Origin of the sequence: Gorillibacterium timonense (genome assembly GCF_001457415.1) — a bacterium.
GTDB lineage: Bacteria > Bacillota > Bacilli > Paenibacillales > NBRC-103111 > Gorillibacterium > Gorillibacterium timonense.
In genome coordinates this window covers 709,096-731,508 of record NZ_LN881723.1, presented here as the reverse complement: position 1 = coordinate 731,508, position 22,413 = coordinate 709,096, and the positions used below count along the sequence as shown (strand labels likewise).

At 55.0% G+C, this 22,413-nt stretch carries 23 protein-coding genes, 1 pseudogene and 1 other annotated feature; of the genes and pseudogenes, 20 read left to right on the top strand and 4 right to left on the bottom strand.

Features of this window, described 5'->3' with window-relative positions:
• Nucleotides 1–641: 641 nt before the first annotated feature.
• Nucleotides 642–1,052, bottom strand: coding sequence for an NINE protein (locus BN2684_RS11030; RefSeq protein ID WP_058302206.1), 411 nt, complete (start codon nucleotides 1,050–1,052; stop codon nucleotides 642–644).
• A 1-nt stretch (nucleotide 1,053) separates the two neighbouring features.
• Nucleotides 1,054–1,407 carry a TM2 domain-containing protein gene (locus tag BN2684_RS11025; RefSeq protein WP_058302545.1) on the bottom strand — a complete coding sequence of 118 codons (354 nt, stop codon included), beginning with the start codon at nucleotides 1,405–1,407 and terminating at the stop codon, nucleotides 1,054–1,056.
• A 155-nt stretch (nucleotides 1,408–1,562) separates the two neighbouring features.
• Nucleotides 1,563–1,653, top strand: a sequence feature (ribosomal protein L21 leader region).
• A gap of 12 nt (nucleotides 1,654–1,665) precedes the next feature.
• On the opposite strand from BN2684_RS11025, the gene rplU reads away from it, so the two are divergent.
• The 7 genes from rplU (at nucleotide 1,666) to BN2684_RS23905 (ending at nucleotide 7,152) form a co-directional block, all read left to right on the top strand.
• Complete coding sequence (gene rplU / locus BN2684_RS11020) at nucleotides 1,666–1,977, top strand: 50S ribosomal protein L21 (RefSeq protein ID WP_058302205.1); 312 nt, start codon at nucleotides 1,666–1,668, stop codon at nucleotides 1,975–1,977.
• 13 nt (nucleotides 1,978–1,990) lie between these two features.
• The gene (locus BN2684_RS11015) at nucleotides 1,991–2,365 is read left to right on the top strand and encodes a ribosomal-processing cysteine protease Prp (protein WP_058302204.1); all 375 of its coding nucleotides are present in this window, start codon (nucleotides 1,991–1,993) and stop codon (nucleotides 2,363–2,365) included.
• Nucleotides 2,352–2,663: a 50S ribosomal protein L27 gene (rpmA, locus tag BN2684_RS11010; RefSeq protein ID WP_058302203.1), complete on the top strand. Its 312-nt coding sequence runs from the start codon at nucleotides 2,352–2,354 to the stop codon at nucleotides 2,661–2,663. The genes BN2684_RS11015 and rpmA overlap by 14 nt, the downstream gene beginning before the upstream one ends.
• A gap of 249 nt (nucleotides 2,664–2,912) precedes the next feature.
• A complete protein-coding gene (locus BN2684_RS11005; RefSeq protein ID WP_058302202.1) occupies nucleotides 2,913–3,635 on the top strand; it encodes a Spo0B domain-containing protein in 723 nt (240 codons plus the stop codon).
• Nucleotides 3,636–3,644: 9 nt separating this feature from the next.
• A complete protein-coding gene (obgE, locus tag BN2684_RS11000; RefSeq protein ID WP_058302201.1) occupies nucleotides 3,645–4,952 on the top strand; it encodes a GTPase ObgE in 1,308 nt (435 codons plus the stop codon).
• 173 nt (nucleotides 4,953–5,125) lie between these two features.
• Nucleotides 5,126–5,803 carry a LexA family transcriptional regulator gene (locus BN2684_RS10995; protein ID WP_058302200.1) on the top strand — a complete coding sequence of 226 codons (678 nt, stop codon included), beginning with the start codon at nucleotides 5,126–5,128 and terminating at the stop codon, nucleotides 5,801–5,803.
• Nucleotides 5,804–6,135: 332 nt separating this feature from the next.
• Entirely contained in the window at nucleotides 6,136–7,152 is a 1,017-nt protein-coding gene (locus tag BN2684_RS23905; RefSeq protein ID WP_082651893.1) for a putative ABC transporter permease, read from the top strand.
• Between the two features lie 22 nt (nucleotides 7,153–7,174).
• Here the strand turns inward: BN2684_RS23905 and BN2684_RS10985 are convergent, their stop codons facing one another.
• Nucleotides 7,175–7,696 carry an NUDIX domain-containing protein gene (locus BN2684_RS10985; RefSeq protein ID WP_058302199.1) on the bottom strand — a complete coding sequence of 174 codons (522 nt, stop codon included), beginning with the start codon at nucleotides 7,694–7,696 and terminating at the stop codon, nucleotides 7,175–7,177.
• Nucleotides 7,697–7,984: 288 nt separating this feature from the next.
• Here BN2684_RS10985 and BN2684_RS10980 point away from each other — a divergent pair, with 288 nt between their 5' ends.
• The 4 genes from BN2684_RS10980 to pheA all read left to right on the top strand — a co-directional run bounded on the left by BN2684_RS10980 (nucleotide 7,985) and on the right by pheA (nucleotide 11,809).
• Nucleotides 7,985–8,434 (top strand): ACT domain-containing protein, encoded by a 450-nt coding sequence (locus tag BN2684_RS10980; protein WP_058302198.1) that lies wholly within the window; start codon nucleotides 7,985–7,987, stop codon nucleotides 8,432–8,434.
• Nucleotides 8,435–8,580: 146 nt separating this feature from the next.
• Nucleotides 8,581–9,867 (top strand): homoserine dehydrogenase, encoded by a 1,287-nt coding sequence (locus BN2684_RS10975; protein WP_058302197.1) that lies wholly within the window; start codon nucleotides 8,581–8,583, stop codon nucleotides 9,865–9,867.
• Between the two features lie 13 nt (nucleotides 9,868–9,880).
• A complete protein-coding gene (gene thrB / locus BN2684_RS10970) occupies nucleotides 9,881–10,879 on the top strand; it encodes a homoserine kinase (RefSeq protein ID WP_058302196.1) in 999 nt (332 codons plus the stop codon).
• Between the two features lie 6 nt (nucleotides 10,880–10,885).
• Entirely contained in the window at nucleotides 10,886–11,809 is a 924-nt protein-coding gene (pheA, locus tag BN2684_RS10965) for a prephenate dehydratase (protein WP_058302195.1), read from the top strand.
• Nucleotides 11,810–11,959: 150 nt separating this feature from the next.
• On the opposite strand, the gene BN2684_RS10960 is transcribed toward pheA, so the two are convergent.
• Nucleotides 11,960–12,514, bottom strand: coding sequence for a hypothetical protein (locus BN2684_RS10960; RefSeq protein WP_148449945.1), 555 nt, complete (start codon nucleotides 12,512–12,514; stop codon nucleotides 11,960–11,962).
• Nucleotides 12,515–12,973: 459 nt separating this feature from the next.
• On the opposite strand from BN2684_RS10960, the gene BN2684_RS10955 reads away from it, so the two are divergent.
• The 9 genes and pseudogenes from BN2684_RS10955 to queA all read left to right on the top strand — a co-directional run bounded on the left by BN2684_RS10955 (nucleotide 12,974) and on the right by queA (nucleotide 22,404).
• Nucleotides 12,974–15,136: a LysM peptidoglycan-binding domain-containing protein gene (locus tag BN2684_RS10955; protein ID WP_058302193.1), complete on the top strand. Its 2,163-nt coding sequence runs from the start codon at nucleotides 12,974–12,976 to the stop codon at nucleotides 15,134–15,136.
• 88 nt (nucleotides 15,137–15,224) lie between these two features.
• Nucleotides 15,225–16,034: a BofC C-terminal domain-containing protein gene (locus tag BN2684_RS10950; RefSeq protein ID WP_058302192.1), complete on the top strand. Its 810-nt coding sequence runs from the start codon at nucleotides 15,225–15,227 to the stop codon at nucleotides 16,032–16,034.
• A gap of 264 nt (nucleotides 16,035–16,298) precedes the next feature.
• Entirely contained in the window at nucleotides 16,299–16,802 is a 504-nt protein-coding gene (gene ruvC / locus BN2684_RS10945) for a crossover junction endodeoxyribonuclease RuvC (protein WP_058302191.1), read from the top strand.
• Nucleotides 16,799–17,416 (top strand): Holliday junction branch migration protein RuvA, encoded by a 618-nt coding sequence (gene ruvA / locus BN2684_RS10940; RefSeq protein ID WP_058302190.1) that lies wholly within the window; start codon nucleotides 16,799–16,801, stop codon nucleotides 17,414–17,416. Before ruvC ends, ruvA begins: the two co-directional genes overlap by 4 nt.
• A gap of 24 nt (nucleotides 17,417–17,440) precedes the next feature.
• The gene (gene ruvB / locus BN2684_RS10935) at nucleotides 17,441–18,469 is read left to right on the top strand and encodes a Holliday junction branch migration DNA helicase RuvB (protein ID WP_058302189.1); all 1,029 of its coding nucleotides are present in this window, start codon (nucleotides 17,441–17,443) and stop codon (nucleotides 18,467–18,469) included.
• A pseudogene (locus BN2684_RS25380) lies at nucleotides 18,457–18,651 on the top strand (DCC1-like thiol-disulfide oxidoreductase family protein); the annotation flags it as partial. The gene ruvB and the pseudogene BN2684_RS25380, both read left to right, overlap by 13 nt.
• Before the next feature lie 22 nt (nucleotides 18,652–18,673).
• On the top strand, nucleotides 18,674–18,868 hold the full coding sequence (locus tag BN2684_RS25375; protein WP_058302188.1) for a thiol-disulfide oxidoreductase DCC family protein: 195 nt from the start codon (nucleotides 18,674–18,676) through the stop codon (nucleotides 18,866–18,868).
• Between the two features lie 239 nt (nucleotides 18,869–19,107).
• A complete protein-coding gene (locus BN2684_RS10925; protein WP_058302187.1) occupies nucleotides 19,108–21,228 on the top strand; it encodes a SpoIID/LytB domain-containing protein in 2,121 nt (706 codons plus the stop codon).
• 12 nt (nucleotides 21,229–21,240) lie between these two features.
• Nucleotides 21,241–22,404 carry a tRNA preQ1(34) S-adenosylmethionine ribosyltransferase-isomerase QueA gene (queA, locus tag BN2684_RS10920; protein WP_058302186.1) on the top strand — a complete coding sequence of 388 codons (1,164 nt, stop codon included), beginning with the start codon at nucleotides 21,241–21,243 and terminating at the stop codon, nucleotides 22,402–22,404.
• Nucleotides 22,405–22,413: the final 9 nt, after the last annotated feature.

The window sequence follows — 22,413 nt, the reverse complement described above, 5'->3', positions numbered from 1 at the left end:
TCATCGGTTTGGGTACAGTGCCTTGATCGTTGGAATGATAAGGTAGAGGGGCGAATCAAGCGGTGAGAGTCAACAGGCTAGGTTCGTTTTTTTTTCAGATCGATTGTCTCCTTCTCGAACCCTTTTTGGGTGGCTTTCCAATAGCAATTCCAAGGGGTTATTCCGAGGTCGCTCGGGTGCTGTTTATCTAATGGCGGTCACGGCCGCTATTTCGTCAATAGGTAGGGTTTTGAAATTCTAATGGAACTGCACGCCGCTAATGGGGACAATCGCCGATTATCACGCCGAAGGAAGTCAACTAGCTGCATCCATTTCCGCTAGATGAAGAAGAGTGTCATTTCGAGCTGATTAACGACTGCTGCTTCCGTTAAAGTCAAATCGGTCGGAGAGAGGCTTGAGCGGTTCCTGTTTCAGGCTTACCGGACGTAAGTCTGGAGATTGGAGAGCTTTGCCATACCTGCATCTGCTCATGAAGGCAGAGGTAGACACCAAGAAACCTAGTAGCTAAGCGGCCTGTTCGCGCTTAGTTACTAGGTTTCCTTTCAAATATCATCGTATAGAGATCTCATAGGTGCTCCAAAAGGTTTCCTTTTGGAACACCTTCTTCGCCTTGGACCCATCGGGGCGCGTATGGCGTGCGCTTACAGAGTCTCTTGCGCCTTGCGATGGCGGATCCTCCAGATTTCCTGAAGGAGCTGCTGCTCCTCTCGGGCATTCCATTCCCGGATCATGCGCGGGATGAGGAAGATATCCACGATGACCCACACGGAGAGCCCGAGGGCGGAGAGGAAGAACAAGACCAGGAAGATCACCAGCACGACGTCGCTTTCGGCGATGTCGGCAACAACCAATCCGATGTACATGGCAATGGTGAAGAGAAACAAGAACAGCTGAGCCACCGCGGAAGCGATGCGCTTCACGTAAAACCGATGCAGGCCAAGATGGCCGCCTAATAGCATGAGATAGCACAAGCCGAGGGACTTTTCCCGGTTCCTCAGCTCGGAATTCAACAGCATCAACTCTTGGATGTCAAGCTCTTGTTTTGTCAGCATGCTAGAACTGCACGGGCGAGTACCCGCGGGAGGACCAAAGCTGGTCGATCAGCCGGTTTTCTACGGCGGCGTTGCGTTCTTTCACCCAGGTGTGGATGAGGAAGGCGTCGACAATCCACCAGATCGCCGTCACGATAAGACCGATTACGGTTAAGGTCAAGATGAGCTGGGCAACGGCCGAACCCGTCTTTCCCATGTAAAAGCGATGGGCTCCGAACATCCCGAGAAAATACCAAAGAACATAGGCGACCACCATGTTCTTCCCTTGGTTTTTCAATTCGGATTCGAGAAGCAGCAGTTCTCGTGCATCAAGCTGGCTCTTGCGGTAAAGATTGTCCAATCGTACAACCCCCATAATCATTGGTAAAGTGCTTCCCCAGTATAGCAAGGGAGACCTCAACCGACAATGGGTCTAAATCGAAAGAATCGACAGCATCTCGCCGACGGCTTCTCAAATAAAGGCGTTGCATGGCAATAGGCAGTGTGGTATCATAGATCAGTGTGTTGCAAAACATGCCCCAACCGCACGAAACGGGTTTAAGCGCGGCACGCGGGAAACCGCAATCCGCCACCTGTCCATTAGGCGAGTCTTAGACATGAGGAGGTGCAACAAATGTACGCTATTATCGAAACCGGCGGCAAACAGTACAAAGTCCAAGAGGGCGATGTGCTTTTCATCGAAAAGCTGACGGCAGGCGAAGGCGAATCCGTTACGTTTGACCGCGTTCTGGCCGTATCCGGCGAAGCTGGTCTCACGATCGGCGCTCCGCTCGTAGCCGGCGCTTCCGTCTCCGCGAAAGTGGAGAAGCACGGCAAGGGTAAGAAAATCCTGGTTTTCAAATACAAAGCCAAGAAGAACTACCGTCGCAAGCAAGGTCATCGTCAGCCTTACACCAAAGTTGTGATCGACAAGATCCAAGCGTAAGGTCGGGCCGACTATGATTCAGATACGAATTGAACGCAAGCCGGTTACCGGCGCCATCCTCTCCTTTCGGATCAAGGGACACGCCTTGTACGCCGATCCCGGAAACGACATCGTCTGCTCCGCCATCTCCGCCATCACGGTGGGGACGGTTAACGCGATTGAGAAGCTGACGGGAACGGTTGCGAATGCCCGAATGAAAGATGGCTTCCTGTCCGCCCGCTATTCGCCCGAGCTCTTCGAGCCGGGGAATGAGAAAGGGCAGCAGGTCCAGCTCCTGCTGGAATCGATGGTGGTTATGCTCCGGGGGATTGAAGAATCCTACGGGAAGCATATCGCGATCACACAAAACCCTCGTAAGAAGGAGGTAGACCCAAATGTTGAAACTTGATCTTCAGTTGTTCGCATCCAAAAAAGGGGTAGGTTCCACGAAGAACGGCCGTGACAGCATTGCGAAGCGCCTTGGCGTGAAGCGTGCGGACGGTCAAACCGTAACCGCCGGCAGCATTCTGGTGCGTCAGCGCGGAACGAAAGTTCACCCGGGCAACAACGTGGGCATCGGTTCCGATGACACCCTGTTCGCTAAAGTGGAAGGCGTTGTGAAATTTGAACGCTGGGGCCGCGACCGCAAAAAAGTGAGCGTCTACCCGGCAGCAGCAGCTCCGGTTGCCGCTTCCGTAGAGCGTTAATTGAACCAACGAGCGCCTCGGCTGAAGAGCCGGGGCGTTTTTTGTACCGATTGACAGCTGCCGAGGCGGATAATGCCTAGAACGCTGTCAGCCCTAATCGTGTGGATATGAATCGGCGTCAATGGGTATGAGAAGTTATGCGGAGACCACGGTTTTTAAGCTGGCAGCGTACTATCTATTCCAAATTCCCCTATGGTGGTATACTTTGGTAAGCAATGAAGACGATCTTCATGTATCGGGAGAGAGACTATGGGGAACGGAAAGGATAAGTTGTGGCTGCCTGCGGCAATCGTGATCGGAGGGCTGTCACTGACGGCCGGGCTTCCGTCGTTAGTCGGAAGGTTGGCTGCGGCGCTTGCTTCGGCAGCGGCATTCGGGTGGTTTTTCCGTCAGTCGAAGATGGCGAATCAAGGGAAGCAGGATTCCAGGCTGCTTCGGATTTTGTCGATCTACCGACACGACTGGATGAACCATATTCAGGTGCTCATGGGGTATATCCAGCTCGGCAAGTATGAACGTTTGGCCGATTATGTGGACAAAATAAACGGACAGGTCTTTCAGGAAAGCTATCTTGTCAAAATGGGCGTACCGGAGCTCGCCGTCTACTACTACAATTTTCGGGCGGACAAGCGCAGCCTGGAGCTTGAATTTGAAATCGAGCAGGAAATATCGTTGTCCCGTCTTCCTGCGGAAGGCCGGAAAGCGGTTCGCTTCATTCGCGAAACCGTGGAACTGTTTGCCGATCAGAACGGAACCGGGAGCGGAGAAATCGGTTCGCTCAGCCTTGCCTTTGGTGAGGAAGAGGATTCGATGCTGCTTGATTTTGTCTATTCGGGACCGTTCATGGAGGAAGCGCCCAAGCGGTTGAATACGATCCTGAATGCTCATAAGCGCGACGGGGTTCAAGCTGAACAGGAATGGAACGAGAAGGGAGCGGCGATTGCCGTCCGGTTTCCCTTTCAGAGGAAATGAGGAGATAACATGTTTGTCGATAAAGCGAAAATCTATGTAAAGGGCGGCGACGGCGGCGACGGAGTAGTGGCGTTCCGCCGCGAAAAGTATGTTCCCGAGGGCGGCCCTGCAGGCGGCGACGGCGGACGCGGCGGCGATGTGATCTTCGTGGTGGACGAAGGCTTGCGGACCTTGATGGACTTCCGCTATCAGCGCCATTTCAAAGCGGATCGCGGCGTTAAAGGGCGGAACAAGAGCATGCATGGAGCCAATGCCGAGCATATGATCGTTCGCGTTCCGCCGGGTACTCTCGTCCTCGATGAGGATTCCGGAGAGATGATCGCCGATTTGACCCGCCAAGGGCAGCGGGTTGTCGTAGCGAAGGGAGGACGTGGCGGAAGGGGCAACACTCGGTTCGTCACAACCGCCAACACGGCTCCCGAAATTGCCGAGAAAGGCGAAGATGGCGAAGAGCGCAACCTGATTTTGGAGCTGAAGGTGATGGCCGATGTCGGGCTTGTCGGCTTTCCGAGCGTCGGCAAATCCACGCTTTTGTCCGTGGTATCGGCGGCGCAACCGAAGATCGGCGCTTATCACTTCACGACGATCACCCCGAACCTCGGAGTCGTCGATGTCGGCGATGGCCGCAGCTTCGTCATGGCGGATCTTCCCGGCTTGATTGAGGGCGCTCATACGGGGATTGGACTCGGCCATGAGTTCCTGCGGCATGTGGAGCGGACGCGCGTCATCGTCCACGTGGTGGACATGTCCGGTTCCGAAGGGCGCGATCCGTTTGAGGACTGGGTAAAGATCAACGAGGAGCTTTCCCTCTACAACGAGAAGCTGAAGGACCGGCCGCAAATCGTTGCGGCCAACAAGATGGATATCCCCGAAGCAGAGGAGAATTTGCGGGAATTCCGGGAAAAGCTGAAGCAGGCGGGCAAGGAAGAGATGTTGATCTTGCCGATTTCGGCCGCTTCCCGTGAAGGCATTCAAGAGCTGCTCTACAAGGCGGTGGATGTCCTCGACTCCATCCCGGATGAGCCCATTCTCGAACCGACTCCGGATGAGGAAGACCGCAAGGTTTACCGGTACAGCCACAAGGACGAGGAAGATGACATCGTCATCCGTCGGGAGAACGATCTCTTCATCGTCGAAAGCCCCAGTCTGGAACGGGTGCTGAAGCGCATGCAGCTGCATACTCAGGACGCCTTGCTTCGCTTCGACCGCATTCTTCGGAACCGCGGGGTCAATGAAGCGTTGCGCAAAAAAGGAGCAGAAGACGGTCATTTCGTAAGAATCGGCGATTTCGAATTTGAATTCGTGGAGCACGATTAATGGATCAGCCAAGCAACGAAGCCTCCGACCTTGATCAGGTCGGGAGGCTTTTTCTTTTCGATCGATCGAGATGACGGGGCATTGACGCCCTGGATTTTTCCATGTTAATATTGACACAAAAGACCCAAGAACACCGTGGGCAGTTAAATGCAGACCGGATAAGGGGGAGAAGGATGGCACTGACGAAGCGACGCTTGCAGTTTCTGGGCAAGCTGACGGAGCTATACCGGCGGACGAATCTGCCGATTCATTATGAAACACTTGCAAACTCCCTGGGCGTAAGCAAATGGACCGCTTACGATATGCTGAAAGAAATCGAAAAGCTCGGGTTCGTATCCCGCAGCTATGAAGTCAACCCGAACGAGACGGGCCGATCCCAGGTCGTCTTTGCCCCTACGGACGAAACCCTCCGCTTGTTTCCTTTGTCTCGCACCGAGAACACAGAGGGAAGCGATTGGAAACGGACCGTCAGCAAGCTGACCGGCATGCTCAAAAGCTTGAAGCACGTCGGGATGAACGAAGCGATCCGCAAGCTTCTGGATGAACTCCCCGACAAGTCGAACGGTATGGAGTTCTGCGGCTATATCATCGGATTGATGCTGGTCTACCTGAAAAAGCTTGGAGGTCGAACAGAGACCTTCATCCGTCTGGTCTTGCAAAAGACGCAAAATCAGGAAGCCAGGATGCTTTTATTTGCCGGATCAATCCTCGGCACAGTCATAGGAACCCTAAATGATGAGCTCGGGGGAAGGCTGACAGAGCTTATTGCCGATTTCTCGAAGGCGATCAACGAACTGACAGTGAAGGAAAAGGAAATGCTGGCTGACCTGCTGACAGAAGCGTTGGCATGAGTACCGAATGTGAGCTGACCGTTGACAGAAACGTTGGCATAAGAACCGAATGTGAGCGGATCGCTGACCGAAGCGTTGGCGTAAGTACCAAATGTGGGCGGATCGCTGACCGAAGCGTTGGCATATGTACCGGATGCGAGCGTATCAACACGGCGTTGCCGGAAGCGACGATGAAAGCTGTCTCTTCCTGCTTTATTTTTGGGTCTTTTGTGTATTATTACGGTTGCGATCAACAGAGTGGTGAAGAACAGATAACGATCAGTTTTTGGGTCTTTTGTGATTATTCATTTTCTTGATGAACTTGGCTCTACGATACCGGAGGAGGCGGAGAGATGGGATACGGCTTGAACGAATGGGTTGTGATCTTTGCGATATATGCGTTCGGAGGGTGGCTGCTGGAAAGCGTTTATGCAAGCATGAAACGGAAAAGGTTTGTAAAACGCGGATTCTTGACCGGTGTGATCTGTCCGATCTATGGATTCGGTGCGGTCCTGATTCTCGGATTATTCGAATGGATTCAGAGAACGACTCCCGATCCTGGATGGGGGCTGGTGCTGCTGTTCATCCTGTCCGCGATCGCGGTCACTGTGCTTGAATTTGCCGCCGGATGGATGCTGGAAAAGCTATTTCAGCGGAAGTGGTGGGATTACAGCCAGAACCGCTGGAATCTCTACGGCTACATCTGCCCGGGCTTTTCCTTGCTGTGGGGAGGATTCGCTCTGATTCTCGTCGGAGTGCTTCATCCTGCCGTGGAGAAGCTTATCAGCTCCTGGCCGGCATTTGATTATCGAATCGCGGCCTGGTTGTTCATGATCGATCTTGTGTTGGATACCACCTATACCGCCCGCGCTCATCTGCGTGACCGGCACGTCATATGCGGGCTCGCGGAAGAGATGGAGGAAGAATACCAACGATGCGTGAAGGAGCTCTTGGAGCATGAACAGGTGCTGCGGATGGCGGATTTCATCCAGCATGGCCGCACGACTTGCTTGGATCATTCCCTATCGGTGTCATATGGCAGTTATCGGATATGTAAGCGGCTTGGACTGGATTATCGTTCGGCGGCGCGAGGAGGGCTCCTGCATGACATGTTCTTGTATGATTGGCATGAGCGGGAACCCAAGCGGAGATGGCACGGCTTCACGCATCCGCGGACTGCTCTCACCCATGCCGAAGCCTGCTTTTGCTTAAACCCGGTGGAGAGGGATATGATTCTTCGGCACATGTGGCCGCTTACGCCGGCTTTTCCACGTTATCCGGAATCCTATGTGATCACCTTGGTCGATAAATACGTCTCGCTGAAGGAGGTTTTCCAAGGCTTCCGGTTGGTGAACCGGCTGCCTTCCTGACTTACCGTTAGGCCGATTCAGATCAGAGCACAAGGGGATCCAATAGCGGCGTCCAGATGACGGAAGGCCGCTCCTGTCCTTGCGACTCCAAGTCGGGCCATCCCGCGGTTCCGACCCACGGGTTAGATGAAGGTCCGTTAGCGAAAAAATGTGTCAGCAGCGAGCGAAAGACAAAGGCCATTTCGCGTTCTTCCTTCAGCACCTCTTCGCGCGGAATCCAATGGAGAGTGCCTTCACGGGTATCGGTAAAATCTCGGCGGTCCGTGTACGAGGTGAAGAAAAACTGCTGACGCAGCTCATCCTCTTTTTGACGAAGGAGGATATACTGCAGGCGGATATCTCGCAGATCGGTGGCGCGGAAGCCGGTTTCCTCCTCCGTCTCCCGGAGGCAGGCCGCGAGTGGGTCGCAAAGCTCCTGAGGTTCCACATGGCCCCCGACCGCTCCCCACATTCCGGGAAGGAGAAGGCGTTCCGGCGCACGTTTCATAAGCAGCAGATCGTTTCCTTGAAATAACAAATTGACGGCCATCAGCCGAAGCCTCATCGTCAGCCTTCCTCTCGTTTCATCGATAATCGGAGCGATTGCTCGAATCCAAATCGGACTCCCATCGACTCGTCATCCACTTTCTCCCGATCGAATAGATCATCAAGATTCCCCGCTTGGAATCGGACTTCCCCCCGTCGGTTCCCCCTGTACTATAAGTCGTAACCCCCTTGTGCGCAAGCCCGTTTGTCAGCTGACAAAGAAAAAGTGATTGCAGCGCCGCTCCTTCATCCGCTATAATGTCCTCTAAGTATAAACAAGAGTCTTTTTGAGGAGGACGCTAAGACGGTGGAGCCGCAGGGAAAGGAACGCTATTATCTTGTGAAAGAAGACATTCTGCCCGAAGCCCTGCTCAAGACGATTCAGGCCAAGGAGCTGCTGGTGAGGGGAAAGGTGAAGACCGTAGGCGAAGCGGTGGACCAGGTATCCCTGAGCCGCAGTGCGTACTACAAGTACAAGGACGGCATTCATTCGCTCAGCCAGCTGGACCGGGAAAATCTGGTGACGCTGTCTTTGGATCTGGAGCATCGCTCGGGCATCCTGTCTCGGGTGCTCGGCATGATCGCGGGGAGGGAAGCCAACGTGCTGACAATCCATCAGTCGATTCCGCTTCAAGGAATGGCAAATGCGGTCATCACGGCGGACATTTCCCAGATGAAGGGAGAGCTGGACGACCTGCTCGCAGCCGTCCGGGAAATCGACGGAGTGAAGGGTTCCGCGGTGATCGGCAGAGGGTAAAACATTCGTACAGCCGTTCGTCTGCCAGTCATGCGGCGATCCAAGGAACATCTGTAGACGATTCGGATAACCGATCGATAAACGTTTGAGGCCGAAGTCTCCGGCACAGGCGGTTATCTTTGATGATAAGGGGGAACCAGGGCTTCATGAAACCGATAAAAGTTGGACTGCTCGGACTCGGCACCGTAGGAACGGGCGTGGTCCGGATTGTGGAAGGCCATCAGGAGGATCTGGTCCGTCAAGTCGGAACCTCCATCGAAATCAGCCGCATTCTTGTGAATGACGTCACGAAGAATCGTTCGATCCCGATTCCTCAGGACCGGTTGACCGAACGCGCGGAGGATATTTTGCAGGACCCGGAAATCGACGTCATCGTGGAGGTCATGGGCGGGCTTGAGCCGACCAAGGACTATGTGCTTGAAGCGCTCGCTTCCGGCAAGCATATCGTCACGGCGAACAAAGATCTCCTGGCTCTCTATGGCACCGAGATCTTGGCCCAGGCAGAACAGTACAAGCGCGATATCATGTACGAAGCGAGCGTAGCGGGCGGTATTCCGATCATCCGGACGTTGACCGAGGGCTTCTCGTCCGATCGGATCCTCAAGATCATGGGGATCGTGAACGGAACGACCAACTATATCCTCAGCAAGATGAGCCGGGAAGGAGCGGCTTATGCGGATGTGCTAAAGGAGGCGCAAACGCTCGGGTATGCCGAGTCGGACCCGACTTCCGATGTGGAAGGGCTTGATGCGGCTCGGAAAATGACCATTCTCTCCCGCCTCGGCTTCCATGTCAACGTGGAGCTGGCGGACGTATCCGTCAAAGGAATTTCCCAGGTCACGCGGGAAGATATCGCCTACGGCAAGACGCTCGGCTATGAAGTGAAGCTGCTCGGGATCGCGGAACGGACCGAAGATGGCGTCAGCATTAGCGTCGAACCGACGATGGTGCGGCTGAATCACCCCCTTGCCAGCGTGAGCGGCGTGTTCAATGCCGTCTATGTCTATGGAGAGTCAGTCGGTGAAACCATGTTTTACGGTCCTGGAGCGGGTGAGCTCCCGACGGCTACCTCCATCGTCGCGGATCTGGTGTCGGTTGCGAAGAATTTGCGCCTTGACGTGAACGGTGGCCAGTTGCCTCCTCGCTACCAGGAGAAACGGCTGCGCACACCGGAGCAGATCGTTTCGAAGTATTTTCTGCTGCTCCAGGTGGCTGACCGCGCGGGAGTACTTGCCCGGATCACCCAAATCTTCGCGGAATTCGAGGTGAGCCTGGAGTCGGTCTTCCAGCATCCGAATGCGACGACCCCGCACGCCGAAATCATTGTGATCACGCATAACGCGACGAAAGCGGGCATGCTGCAGGTGCTGGCGGAATTCGATAAGCTAGATGTCGTTCATGAAATCCGCAGCGTCTATCGCGTGGAAGGATAAGGGGCTGCTTCTCATGACAACACACGATAGGATTGACAAGAACGCGGGAACGCTACCCGAAACAACAGTTGTCGTCAAGGTGCCGGCGAGCACCGCGAACCTGGGTCCTGGCTTTGATTCACTCGGCATGGCGCTTGAGCTATACACCTGGATCGCGATGAGCATCGCCGAGAAGACGGTTGTTCATCTTCATGGGGAGCAGACGGAAGGGCTGCCGGACGGGAAAGACAATCTGCTATATGAAGTCGCAGTGAAGGTGTTCGAGCGAGCTGGCCTGGCGGCACCGGAGCTGGAAATCTCCAACTACAGCGAAATCCCGCTGACGCGGGGACTTGGCAGCAGCGCGGCTGCGATCGTAGGCGCTCTCGCGGCTGCAAACGCACTGCTGCCTGAACCGCTGCCTGTGGAAGAGCTGTTCCGCTTGGCATGCACCCTGGAGCATCATCCGGATAACGTCGGGGCTTCTCTCTTCGGCGGCATTGTTGTCGCCTATTGGGACGGAACCGAGGCGCGGCACATCGGTGTACAACCGCTCGAGCACCTGGAGTCGTTCGTTGCCATTCCCGACTTTGAGCTGTCCACCCGCAAGGCGCGTGAAGTGCTGCCGCAGAGCTTGCCGCTGAAGGACGCGGTGTTCAACATTGGCCACTCTAACCTGCTGGTGGCGGCTTTTTGCTCCGGGCGCTACGAGCTGATCGCGGACGCCATGCAGGATGCGCTGCACCAGCCGTACCGGGCGCGGCTGATTCCTGGGATGCCGGAGGTGCTAGCCGGAGCCGCCAGCCACGGAGCGCTTGGAGCCGCGTTATCGGGAGCGGGGCCGACGCTCATCGCGCTTGCAGATGCCCGCGAAGAGCAGGGGGAGGAATTGACCGATTTCCTTAAGAACACGATGGCCGAACATGGAATCGACGTTTCCATCCGGCGCTTGAAGCCGAGCCGCGAAGGGGTTCGTGTGTTGACTCTCGCGGGTAATCATCGTACATTTATGGAAACCGTTCGGAAGGAGTAACAGGGAATGAAGCGCATTGCCGTTTTAGGGCCGTATGGCACCGTAACCGACGAATCGGCCCGGTATTTTTTCCGGGATGCGGGAGGGGAGTATGAATTTATTCCCTACAAGCAAATTGCCGAGGTCTTTCGGGCGACGGCTAACGGAGAAACCGACTGGAGCGTCATTCCGATCGAGAATGCGATCGACGGCTCCGTGAGTCTCCATATGGACTATCTGATTCATGAAAATCAATTGCCGATCCAGGCGGAGTGGGTTTATCCTTCCATTCAAAACCTGATCGGAAGACGGCCTTCTGGCTGGCAAGAGGAGAATTCGTCCCAGGCGGCTGAAGACAATGGGGAAAAACCTTACGATCATGTCCGCAAAGTCATTTCGATTCCGGTGGCGATCGCTCAATGCCGCAAGTTTCTGGGAGCGGAGTTGCCGGAAGTGGAGCTGGAGCATGTGGCCAGTACCGCGGAGGGGGTCCGATTGGTGAGTGCGGGAGCGGACGAAGCCGTAGCTGCTATCGGCACCCAGCTTGCAGCCAAGCTCTATGGGCTGGAGGTTCTCGCTCCGAATATCACGGATCACCAGAACAACTATACACGTTTTGTACTCGTGGGTGAACAGCGGCCGGAGCTGGCGGAGAGCGAGCTTCACAAGACGACGATTATTGTGACTCTGCCGGAGGATTTTCCCGGCGCTCTCCATCAAGTGCTTGCCACCTTCGCTTGGCGGCGAATCAACATGACCAAGATCGAATCGCGGCCGACCAAGCTGAAGCTGGGCACCTATTACTTTTACATCGATGTGGAGGAATCGCTCGATTCCGTGCTTCTGCAGGCGGCGCTTGCCGAGATCGAAGCGTTGCGCTGCCAGGTGCGCGTGATGGGCTCGTACCCGACCTATCCTTATGAGTTTTCTCAACACGAAGTCGTTCGGTAATGGATTCGAATGCCGACCAAGCGGTTTGATGAACACCATGTCCATGTATACCGTTCCTCAACGGGGCATACCCGATTTTAGCGTGAGCTGCTACAACCTAAAAACTGATGTCGGACTTACCGGCGTCAGTTTTTTGTTCTCTTTGCAGGTTCATTTTTTTAAGACCCATTTGCCATTTTGCTTGTCTAGATAAATCGTTAGATTTGATCCCGTTCGGATTTCCTCGTTTTCTTCGTCTCCTTCTCCATTTGTTTCGATATAGATCACTTCTATGTATGCTGTCGTTTCTTGTTCGAAATGGGCATAGGCAAGTACAGCAAATTGATTTTCCTTCAAGGGAACGAGTTTAGTAATATCCTGTACAGCATCAAAAATGGGCTTCTTCAACGGGTCGTCATAATCCACCCGGGCGGGAAGGATTTCCGGGTGGTATTTGACCGCTTTAAGCAGCGCCTTGTAACTATACGTTAACATCCTGTATCTATCATCTAACGACGCCCATTTCTCCGCTGCGGGCCTTACTTTCTCATCGGATTCTTTACCCTTCTCGATTTCCTCGGTTAGACGTGAATTCTCGGTTTTCAACCGTTCGATTTCTTGGGTTAATTGGTTGATGTTCTTTTCATTACCTGAATTTGAATTTCTGCAAGCGGCAACTATCAAAACCGCACTTACCAGTACAATCAAACAAGCCGCTTTCTTCATCGGGAACATCGTCCTCCCTATCATGGCATTTGATAAAATAATCCAAAAGCTGAAAGCATTTCGTTTTTCGGTTGGGTGGAAGCGCAGTACAAACCTCTTACCCATATTCCGCCTCAATTACTTACTATATGAATAGACGCACTTATGAATGGAGCGGTTACCATAAATTTTAGAAAATGTTTAAAATACACCAAATTGAGGCTGTGTGGATGCGATTCATTGCACCTTTTTTGGAGAATTCATTTGGATGAACGCTTCGCAGCTTGAATAAATTCGGCCAAGCTCGGCGAAATTCCGGCAGAAAAGGAATGTTTTTTTCGCAGCGGGATGTCAAATGCCCAGTTCCGTGCATAGACTGTAATGAAAATCTGGGCAGGAACCCGTAAGCAAGCTGGACCGAACGCGCCGGCCTCCGCCTGAATGCTGACCGACGTTCCATAACCGAAGGAGGGAACTGTATTGAAAATTCATGTGGTGAAAGCCGGGGATACGCTGTTTGAGCTGGCCAAAAAATACAACGTGAACCTCGACAAGCTCATCGCCGCGAATCCCGGGTTGGCCGATCCCGATAAGCTCGAGATTGGCATGAAGATTAAGATTCCATCGGGATCGGTGCCGGTCACGCCGGAAGGCATGCACGCTCATACGGTAAAGCAGGGAGATACGATGTGGAAGCTGTCGAAGGCGTGGGGGGTTCCTCTCAAAACGTTGATCGACGCTAATCCTCACATCACCAACCCCAATATTTTGATGACGAATCAAGTGGTGTACATCCCGAAACAAACGGGTGTGAGCGGAAGCCATTCGATGGGATACACGACAGCCGCAACCGCAAACCCGAAGGCGAATACGGCTCCGGTTGCTCAAGCACCGAAGGCAAATACAGCGCCGGTTGCTCAGACGCCGAAGGCGAGCACAGCACCGGTTGCCCAGACGCCGAAGGCGAATACGGCGCCAGTGGCGGAAACGCCGAAGGCGAATACGGCGCCGGTGGTAGAAACACCGAAGGCGAATACGGCTCCGGTGGTGGAGAAGCCTGTGGAGAATGTGAAACCAGTCGAAAAAGAAAAGCCTGCTGAAGTTAGTCCGGTGGAAAATGTAAAACCGGCTGAAAAGGCGAAACCTGTTGAGAATGAAAAGCCGCAGGTGAAACCGATCGAACAGGCGAAGCCTCAGGCAGAGGCGATACAACCGAGCAAGCCTATGCAGCCGTCCGTGTCTCCAAGCTCAGTCAAACCGTCCGGGAAGCCCAACTATCCACAGATCCCTACGATCTCAGATATTCCTGATTATCCACAAACTTCACCCTATTTTACTCCGACTGCTGTTTCGCCGAGTTCACCTGAAGGTAATCCATACACCTCCGAGCATTTGTTTATGCAATATCAAGTTCCGGCGGTGGAGGCGTTCTCGAACCAAGGGAACGCGGCAGCTCCCGTTAGCGCGGGAAACACCAACTGGCCTGGCTATTCGCCGCTCGCCAGCAACAACGTAAATCCATTGGCAGCGGGACCGTCGGCATCCAAGGACAATGCGGGCTTCTTGCCTTACTCTTATGGGCAGCAACCGCTCTATTCTGCCGATCAAACCCCCGCACAAGGGTACGGGACTTATCCAGCTGCAAGTTCTCCTTATGTGGGAACCCAGTCAACCTGCGGATGCCACTCCGCCGACAGCAACTATTCTCCTTATGGCTATCCTCAAGGCAGTGCAGTATCTCCCTATGGGTACTACCCGTGGACAGATGGAGGAAATGCACCGATTTCGCCGCAAGCGGTGGCTGGTACGGAGAACGCCATGATCTCCCCATATTCCATGGGGGGCACCGAGAACACTGCGTTCTCCCCGTACTCGACGGGTACTGAGAACACCGCGTTCTCCCCGTACTCGACGGGTACTGAGAACACCGGGTTCTCTCCGTATTCGACGGGCACCGAGAACATTGCGTTCTCCCCGTACTCGACGGGCACCGAGAACACCGGGTTCTCTCCGTATTCGACGGGCACCGAGAACACTGCGTTCTCCCCGTACTCGACGGGCACCGAGAACACCGGGTTCTCTCCGTATTCGACGGGCACTGAGAACACCGCGTTCTCCCCGTATTCCACGGGGGGCGCGGAGAACGCCATGATCTCCCCATACTCGGGTACCGAGAATGCTCCATTTTCACCGTACTCAGCCACTCCATATCCCACAGGAAAACCCGGAGCGATCGACCCCATGTACAGCTACCCTCAAACGGGATGGGGTGGTATGCCGACTGGCTATCCCGCTCGATACCCCGAAGTGGCTCCTTGGGCAGACGGGGGAGCTTATGGAGGAGGTTTGTTCCCATCAGGAGTTCCCGGTGTTTATAATCCAGCCTCAGGTCCGATTCCTTATCCGACGGGGTTATACGGATTTCAACCGGAATATCGGGATGATGTAGCCGTTCCCGCAGCAGCCTTACCCCCACAAGCCGAAGTGTTCACAGATGAAGAAGAGATTCCCGTGAAGAGTGCGGCTGCGAAGAAAAGGAAATCATCGGCCAAAGCGACTCTGCACACCCTCGCACGGCGCAGCAAAAAGCCGACCCCGAAGGGGGAGCGAATCAATAATCCCTGGATCAACCAATACCGCTAAAGAAAGGCGTTCGGGTGCCACATTAACCGAATAAGCTCCCCTTCTTCCGGGAAAAGCTAAAGAAAACACCGGAAGAAGGGGAATCGCCATGCGGATGTCCAGCCTGATGAAGAAACTGAAGAAGCAGCTGCGTTCCCGCAAGCGTTGGATTTCACTTGCCGTCTTTTATTTGTTGATCGGCCTGTCCGTCAGTCCCGGTCCCGTTTCGGCGGAGGCGCAGACAATCACAGCAACGATGGAAGCAACAGGTCTCTGTAAAACCAGCATGACTTGTTCAACAGGTCTCTGTACCGTCGCCGCAAACGAAACAGCAGGCTTCTGTACAACCGGCGCGGTCGTATCAGAGCCTAATCGGAGAACGATCCACGCTGTGCTGGCCCTTGATAAGAGATTAGCCAAACCATTGCCATCCCCTGCAAGCCAACCCACAACGGAGGATGAGGCTATTGAATCCATTGCCCAAGGGGCAGAGATTCGTCAGGTCTACCTCAAGCGGATATATGTCTGCGGCGAAGAGGTGGAGGCGCTTGGCGAGATGACGAATCAAGAGCTGATGAAATACGCCTCCAGCCATCCCGGACTTAAGCCGACGCAAGCGCCTGATGGCCATGTCATTTTTACCGAGTCCATCGAAGATTTATCTCCTGGCTGCAAACAAAATGCCTTTTTCGGCGTGGATGCGAACGGCAATCTCAGTCTGTTCGACGGCATACCGGAAGAGCAGCGGGTGATTCGAACTTTTTTCCAATTGAATGTGGAAGATTTGAAGAGCAGCCTCCCTCCGGATGCATGGAATCAGTTGAACGCGGGGATTCGGGTCAAGGATCTGGAGGAGTTCAACAGCGTGCTTTCAACGTTCAGCGACTTTATGGCAGCGGGTTTACCCACTTCTTCGTGAAGGGAAAGCTCGCAAATCACCTAGTTAATGAGGCCTGACCCGCAGTTCTGGAGAGACAGGATGAATAAAAATCGCGTAACGATTTGCAGATGATCACTGACACGCAGCTGCTCCTTCATGGAGCGGCTGTTTGTTGTTCGCATGATCCTTTACGATCAGAAGGATGCGGTATTCGCACTGAAGGGATTGGGCATGTCCATCAAGATAGGAATCTGATATAATGAGGGATACATATGTTCGCTTCAGGAATGGGAGAGAAGGGCTTTGCGCATATTGGGTATCGATCCGGGCATCGCGATCGTTGGGTTCGGATTCATCGACAAGAACGGAAGTCGGCTAACGCCGGTGCAATACGGAAGCATACAGACCGAGGCTCATACCGATCCTGGACAGCGGTTGAAGGATGTCTATGAATCGGTGGTCCATCTGATTGAGAAATACGAACCGGAAGCCCTTGCCATCGAGAAGCTGTTCTTCAACCGGAACGTCACGACGGCGTTTACAGTGGCGGAATCGCGGGGAGTGACGATATTGGCGGCGGTGCAGAAGGGCCTGACCGTTGCGGAATATACTCCGATGCAGGTGAAGCAGGCGATCGTCGGCTATGGCAAGGCCGAGAAAAAGCAGGTGCAGGAGATGACGCGGATGTTCCTGAACCTCTCACAGGTCCCAAAACCCGACGATGTGGCGGATGCGCTTGCCATTGCCATCTGCCATGCCCATTCTTCGGTGCTGACCGATAAAATAAACGGGGTGCTCAAACGATGATCGATTATCTAAAAGGGTCCTTGGCCCATCGCGAAAATGATTATGTCGTTGTGGACGTGAACGGAGTCGGCTACCGGGTATTTTGCGCGAATCCATACGGCATCGAGCCGGGAAGCGATTCCCGCGTGACGTTATACATACACTATCACGTCCGCGAGGATGCCGTCCTGTTGTTCGGTTTTGCGAGCCGGGAGGAGCAAGCGCTGTTCCGCAAGCTGCTTGACGTGAGCGGCGTCGGTCCGCGCGTCGCGCTTGGCATTTTGTCAGCGGGGCAGCCGGCGGCGATCATCTCGGCCATCTATCAGGAGGATTTGACGTTCCTGACTCGGCTCCCCGGCATCGGCAAGAAGACGGCTCAGCGGATCATCCTCGATCTGAAGGATAAGCTGTCCGATCTGTCTCCCGGCGGGCTGGAGACTTTGGGTGCCCCTGCCGCTTCGGCGGGAAGACCGACTGCCGGTCCTTGGGGTGAAGCGAAGCAAGCTCTCATGGCTCTCGGATATACAGAAGCGGAAGTGGATCGCGTGCGTCCCGTCGTCATGCAAAACGCCACTGGCGAGGAGACGGTTGACGCATTGATCAAGCTGGCGCTCACTGCGCTGTTTCGGGGATAATCGGTGGATGAAGGAGGAATCGTGATGGAAGACCGAATTATATCCGCCAATTTGATGATGGAAGATCAGGGAATGGAGCTCAGCCTGCGCCCTCGCTACCTGGCCGAGTACATCGGTCAACAGCAGGCGAAGGAGAACTTGAAGATTTATATCGAAGCGGCCAAGCAGCGAAAGGAAGCACTCGACCATGTGCTGCTGTATGGACCGCCAGGTCTCGGCAAGACCACACTGTCCAACATCATCGCCAACGAGCTTGGAGTGAACGTTCGCACGACCTCGGGGCCTGCGATTGAGCGACCGGGCGATCTCGCGGCGATTCTCACCAACTTGCAAAGCGGAGATGTGCTGTTCATCGACGAAATTCACCGCCTGCACCGGACGGTGGAAGAAGTGCTGTATCCGGCGATGGAGGATTTCGCTCTCGATATCATCATCGGCAAAGGGCCGAGCGCCCGTTCCGTGCGGCTGGATCTGCCGCCGTTTACGCTCATCGGGGCGACGACGCGCGCAGGCCTCCTCTCAGCGCCGCTTCGTGATCGTTTCGGCGTCGTCTGCCGCCTGGAATATTATACGAATGACGAGCTGGAGTTCATCGTGAGCCGCTCGGCGGATATTTTGCAGGTGGAGATCGTAGGGGAAGCGGCGAGAGAGATCGGCATGCGCTCGCGTGGGACGCCGCGGATCGCCAATCGCCTGCTCAAACGGGTGCGGGACTATGCTCAAGTCATGGGAGATGGCATCATCACCCTCGACATTGCCCAGAATGCCTTGAAGCTGATTCAAGTGGATCAGCTCGGTCTCGATCAGATCGACCATAAGATGCTGCGTTCGATCATACAGAACTTCAAGGGCGGGCCCGTCGGTCTGGATACCATCGCCGCTACCATCGGGGAAGAGAGTCAGACGATTGAGGACGTCTATGAGCCGTATCTCCTGCAGATCGGCTTTCTTCAGCGGACGCCGCGTGGCAGGGCGGTTACGCCGCTCGCTTATCAACATCTCGGCCTGAAGCCCCCGCAGCAGCCTGGCGGGCAAGCCACATGGGAACTCTGACGCTGTTCTACGACGGCCGCTGCCGGCTGTGCCGCAGAACGGTTGCCACCTTATCTTCCATGAGGCTCAAAGTGACCCTGAATCCTGTCCCGCTCCAGCAAGCGCTACCCGAGGAGCTTCCGGCAGGCGTCGATCCGAACGCGCTGCTCGTCGAGCTGCATGTTGTCGACGAAGAGGGCTGTCTGTTCCGGGGGGGCCGATGCGGTGGCGCGAATTGTTCGCGAGGCTCGCGGCCTCGGCTGGCTTGCTCTCTTCAGCCGGCTGCCCCTGCTGAAGCCGATTGCGGATGCCGCTTATCGTTGGATTGCACGGCATCGCTACCGGTTGTTCGGTACCGTTGAGGATTGCACGGACGGTTCATGCGAGCTCCACGCGCAGAAAGAGAAGGATGCGAAATGACTTTCTCATGAATGAAATACCCGATGAAATAGCGGGTTAACGACCGCACGATGGACGGCTCCGAGCGCAATCGGGGCCGTTTTAGGGTTGTCGGTTATCCAGATTTTTTGAAGGCGGATGCAACTTTTCCCGTCGGTTTGAGTCTAACCATGGGGGAGCCTGTTGGATAAGCCTGCCTTTTTCCTGCTCCGCTCCGAGAAATAGTAAACCAGACATCATTAGCAGGAGGAATGCCAAGCATGATGATTCCGCGTAAATGGACCGCGAATGGGCGAAAGAAAAGCCGCAGCTGGATCGTCGCAGGAGTTCTTGCGATCAGCCTGATCGGCTCTGCTGCCGGCTCCGGCCCGTTGTCTCCTCAACCGGTGGTCGCCGCCAGCTCGGATGACCTGTTCCGCGTTGCCCTCTATATCGATTCCGGCAAATTCCATACAACCGTTCCGACGGCAGGGTTTTCAGCCGACAAAGGGCTGAAGATCAGCGTTTCGGCAGGAACCTCCGCTCCGTCGCTGCTCGCCGTTTCCGGTGGGGCGATCTTCCGCGCTGGCCTGGATCAATACCGGGTATCCGTGCTGGAAACGGCTGATTTTAACCAGGCAAAAGCTCTTTATTCCGCACTGGCGAGCAAATATTCTCCCTCCATCTATCGAAACGGGACGGCTGCAGCCCCCGTTTATCAGGTGGTAACGGGAGGTTATGCAACTGCGGCAGCGGCTCAAACGGCGCTTGCCGAAATTAGTAAGCTTCCGGCTGCGTCCACTTACAAAGCAGGCGCTCTGGTCACCGGGCCGCTTCGCTTGAGCGCTGGATCCTTCAAGACCGAGAAGGAAGCTCGTGACAACGCCCAAGCGCTGCGCGGCTCTGGCCTCCCCGTCGATGTCGTGATCTCGGCGGATACGGCTGGGAAGCTGTCCTATTCTCTCTGGGCTAGCAACGCTTCCGCTGCGGATGCAGCAGCTCAGGCCGCCCTGAAGAGCGGACTCGAAGCTGCCGTTCCGGGCGTTTCGCTTACGGCGGTCGATTCTTCGTCGCTCTCCTATCTCGCCGAGAAGGAAGAGGTGAGTGGAACCGCAGCGGGATCCGGCGGAACCGCGCTCTATCTCTTTAATCCGAATGCTCAGAAGGTCATGATCAGCTCTGCGGGCGGGAAGATCACCGTCAAGGAGAAGAGCCTTTCCTATAACGGCACATTTGAATTGTCCCAACTGAACGGCAAACTGGCCGTCATTAACGAGCTGCCGTTCGAACAATATTTGAACTCGGTCGTTCACGCCGAGCTTGGACCGGGCAACCCGATCGAAGCGCTCAAGGCTCAAGCGGTCGCGGCGAGGACTTATTCCGTCAAGGCCGGCATGAAGTATGAGATCGCCAACTTGACCGATACGACGCTGGACCAAGCCTACTACGGCAAGGAAGCGGACGATGTGACCAAGGCGGTGGAAGCGACTCGCGGCGAGGTGCTGGTGAGCGGCGGCAAGCTGATCGACGCGCTGTTCTCGTCCAACGCCGGCGGCCAAACCGCAGAAGGCACCGAAGTCTGGGGGAACAGCGTCAGTTATCTAAAAAGCGTTTCGAGTCCGGATACCTATCCGACGCGTGGTAAGCTTCCCTGGTACCGGATTTATACGGACAGCGGGCTGACGGGGTACGTGCGCTCCGATCTGCTTACGGCAACCGGAGCGAAGACGGCTGCGGGCATACCGCTCTATTCCGCTACGGATGCGGCCAATATCCGGATGATTCCTTTGGCTACGGATTCGCTCAGTCCGGTGCTCGGTAAGCTCGCTGTCGGCGAACGGGTCGCTGTCATCGATCAGACGGTAGAGTCGACGGCTTATGCTTGGACGAGGCTCATGACAGCAACCCAGCTCGCCCCTAAGATTAACGCCTATTCTCCGCTGACTGTTCTGAACACCTTGCAGGTGAACAAGAAGGGAGCGTCAGGGCGGGTTACATCCCTGATGATCAACGGCTCCGAAGTAGCGCTGAAAACACCGGACAGCTACCGTTCCATGCTAGGCGGCCTTCCGTCAACCCTGTTTGAAATTGAAGAGACGGGACGATATACTGTAATAGGCGCAAACGGGGCACGCACCGAATATACCGGAACAGGCGCAAGCCTTACGGCTCTGAACGGACAAGGCACCAAGACGTCAGCCGGCTCCCAGTTCCTCGTCCTGAATGGGCAGGGCAAGGCAAGGCTGGCGACAAGCGATGCCCAATTCCTCTTTACCGGCAAAGGATATGGCCACGGCCTAGGCATGTCGCAATACGGTGCGATTGGTCTGGCTCTTGACGGGAAAGACTACAAGTATATTCTCGCCTATTATTACGACGGCGCCACAATTGTCAAGCAATAAGGAAGGAAGCAAATGAACGTCGACCTCTTTGATTACGAACTGCCCGAAGAGCTGATCGCCCAGACTCCGCTCGCCAATCGGACGGAGTCCCGGCTCATGACGCTGAACCGGAAGACCGGCGAAATCGGGCATCACCACTTCCATGAACTGGATCAATTTTTGAAAGCCGGGGATTTGCTCGTGTTGAACGATACACGGGTGATTCCAGCCCGGCTTTTTGGTTTGAAGGCCGATACGGGAGCGAAAGCGGAGGTGCTTCTCCTCCGCGAGCTCGGAGAAAACCGATGGGAAGCTCTCGTTCGTCCAGGCAAAAAGCTGAAGATCGGGACACGCATCGTCTTCGGTGTCGAGCGGGAAGAGCTTGGCTTGGAAGAAGCAAACGAAAGGCACGATTCGTCTCGAACGTCTGATGCGGATGCAGAACTTGTGTCGTCCGCGGCGACTTCGACTTCCGGTCGGAAACCCCCTCTTGCTGCGGTTATCGAGGAAGAAGGCGAAATGGGCGGACGGATCATTCGGTTTGAATACGAAGGGATCTTTCCCGAAATTCTCGATCGATTGGGGCAGATGCCGCTTCCTCCTTATATCAAGGAACGGCTCGAAGACAAGGAGCGTTACCAGACGGTGTATGCCAAGCATGAAGGCTCGGCGGCTGCGCCGACCGCCGGTCTGCATTTTACGAAGGAATATTTGGAGCATCTTCGAAACAGAGGCGTTGAGATCGCTTTTCTAACCCTCCATGTCGGTCTTGGAACATTCCGGCCGGTTGCCGTGGACAAAATCGAGGAGCATGAAATGCACGCGGAATACTACGTTCTTCCGCAGGAAACGGCGGACGCCTTCAACCGGACGAAGGCGGCAGGCGGGCGCGTCGTAGCGGTGGGGACGACTTCGGCCCGGACGCTGGAGACCGCTGCAAGGGATGCGGCCGGTCTGGAAGACGAGGGCGAGATCAGGCTGAAGGCTATTTCCGGTTGGACGGATATCTTCTTGTACCCGGGGGTCCCGATTCGTGCTATCGATGCGCTAATCACCAATTTCCATCTGCCGAAATCAACCTTGCTCATGCTGATCAGCGCGTTGGCCGGGAGAGAGAACGTCTTGCATGCCTACGAACAAGCGGTGAAGGAACGCTATCGCTTCTTCAGCTTCGGAGATGCGATGTTCCTCTATTGACCGACTGCA

What these genes read in the sequence shown, in the direction of transcription:
- obgE (WP_058302201.1), top strand. Translation starts at nt 3,645, where the DNA reads ATGTTTGTCGATAAAGCGAAAATCTATGTAAAGGGCGGCGACGGCGGC.
- BN2684_RS23905 (WP_082651893.1), top strand. Translation starts at nt 6,136, where the DNA reads ATGGGATACGGCTTGAACGAATGGGTTGTGATCTTTGCGATATATGCG.
- rpmA (WP_058302203.1), top strand. Translation starts at nt 2,352, where the DNA reads ATGTTGAAACTTGATCTTCAGTTGTTCGCATCCAAAAAAGGGGTAGGT.
- BN2684_RS10960 (WP_148449945.1), bottom strand. Translation starts at nt 12,514, where the DNA reads ATGAAGAAAGCGGCTTGTTTGATTGTACTGGTAAGTGCGGTTTTGATA.
- thrB (WP_058302196.1), top strand. Translation starts at nt 9,881, where the DNA reads ATGACAACACACGATAGGATTGACAAGAACGCGGGAACGCTACCCGAA.
- BN2684_RS10995 (WP_058302200.1), top strand. Translation starts at nt 5,126, where the DNA reads ATGGCACTGACGAAGCGACGCTTGCAGTTTCTGGGCAAGCTGACGGAG.
- BN2684_RS10925 (WP_058302187.1), top strand. Translation starts at nt 19,108, where the DNA reads ATGATGATTCCGCGTAAATGGACCGCGAATGGGCGAAAGAAAAGCCGC.
- BN2684_RS10950 (WP_058302192.1), top strand. Translation starts at nt 15,225, where the DNA reads ATGCGGATGTCCAGCCTGATGAAGAAACTGAAGAAGCAGCTGCGTTCC.
- rplU (WP_058302205.1), top strand. Translation starts at nt 1,666, where the DNA reads ATGTACGCTATTATCGAAACCGGCGGCAAACAGTACAAAGTCCAAGAG.
- BN2684_RS10985 (WP_058302199.1), bottom strand. Translation starts at nt 7,696, where the DNA reads ATGAGGCTTCGGCTGATGGCCGTCAATTTGTTATTTCAAGGAAACGAT.
- BN2684_RS11025 (WP_058302545.1), bottom strand. Translation starts at nt 1,407, where the DNA reads ATGGGGGTTGTACGATTGGACAATCTTTACCGCAAGAGCCAGCTTGAT.
- BN2684_RS11015 (WP_058302204.1), top strand. Translation starts at nt 1,991, where the DNA reads ATGATTCAGATACGAATTGAACGCAAGCCGGTTACCGGCGCCATCCTC.
- queA (WP_058302186.1), top strand. Translation starts at nt 21,241, where the DNA reads ATGAACGTCGACCTCTTTGATTACGAACTGCCCGAAGAGCTGATCGCC.
- BN2684_RS11030 (WP_058302206.1), bottom strand. Translation starts at nt 1,052, where the DNA reads ATGCTGACAAAACAAGAGCTTGACATCCAAGAGTTGATGCTGTTGAAT.
- BN2684_RS11005 (WP_058302202.1), top strand. Translation starts at nt 2,913, where the DNA reads ATGGGGAACGGAAAGGATAAGTTGTGGCTGCCTGCGGCAATCGTGATC.
- pheA (WP_058302195.1), top strand. Translation starts at nt 10,886, where the DNA reads ATGAAGCGCATTGCCGTTTTAGGGCCGTATGGCACCGTAACCGACGAA.
- ruvB (WP_058302189.1), top strand. Translation starts at nt 17,441, where the DNA reads ATGGAAGACCGAATTATATCCGCCAATTTGATGATGGAAGATCAGGGA.
- ruvA (WP_058302190.1), top strand. Translation starts at nt 16,799, where the DNA reads ATGATCGATTATCTAAAAGGGTCCTTGGCCCATCGCGAAAATGATTAT.
- BN2684_RS10975 (WP_058302197.1), top strand. Translation starts at nt 8,581, where the DNA reads ATGAAACCGATAAAAGTTGGACTGCTCGGACTCGGCACCGTAGGAACG.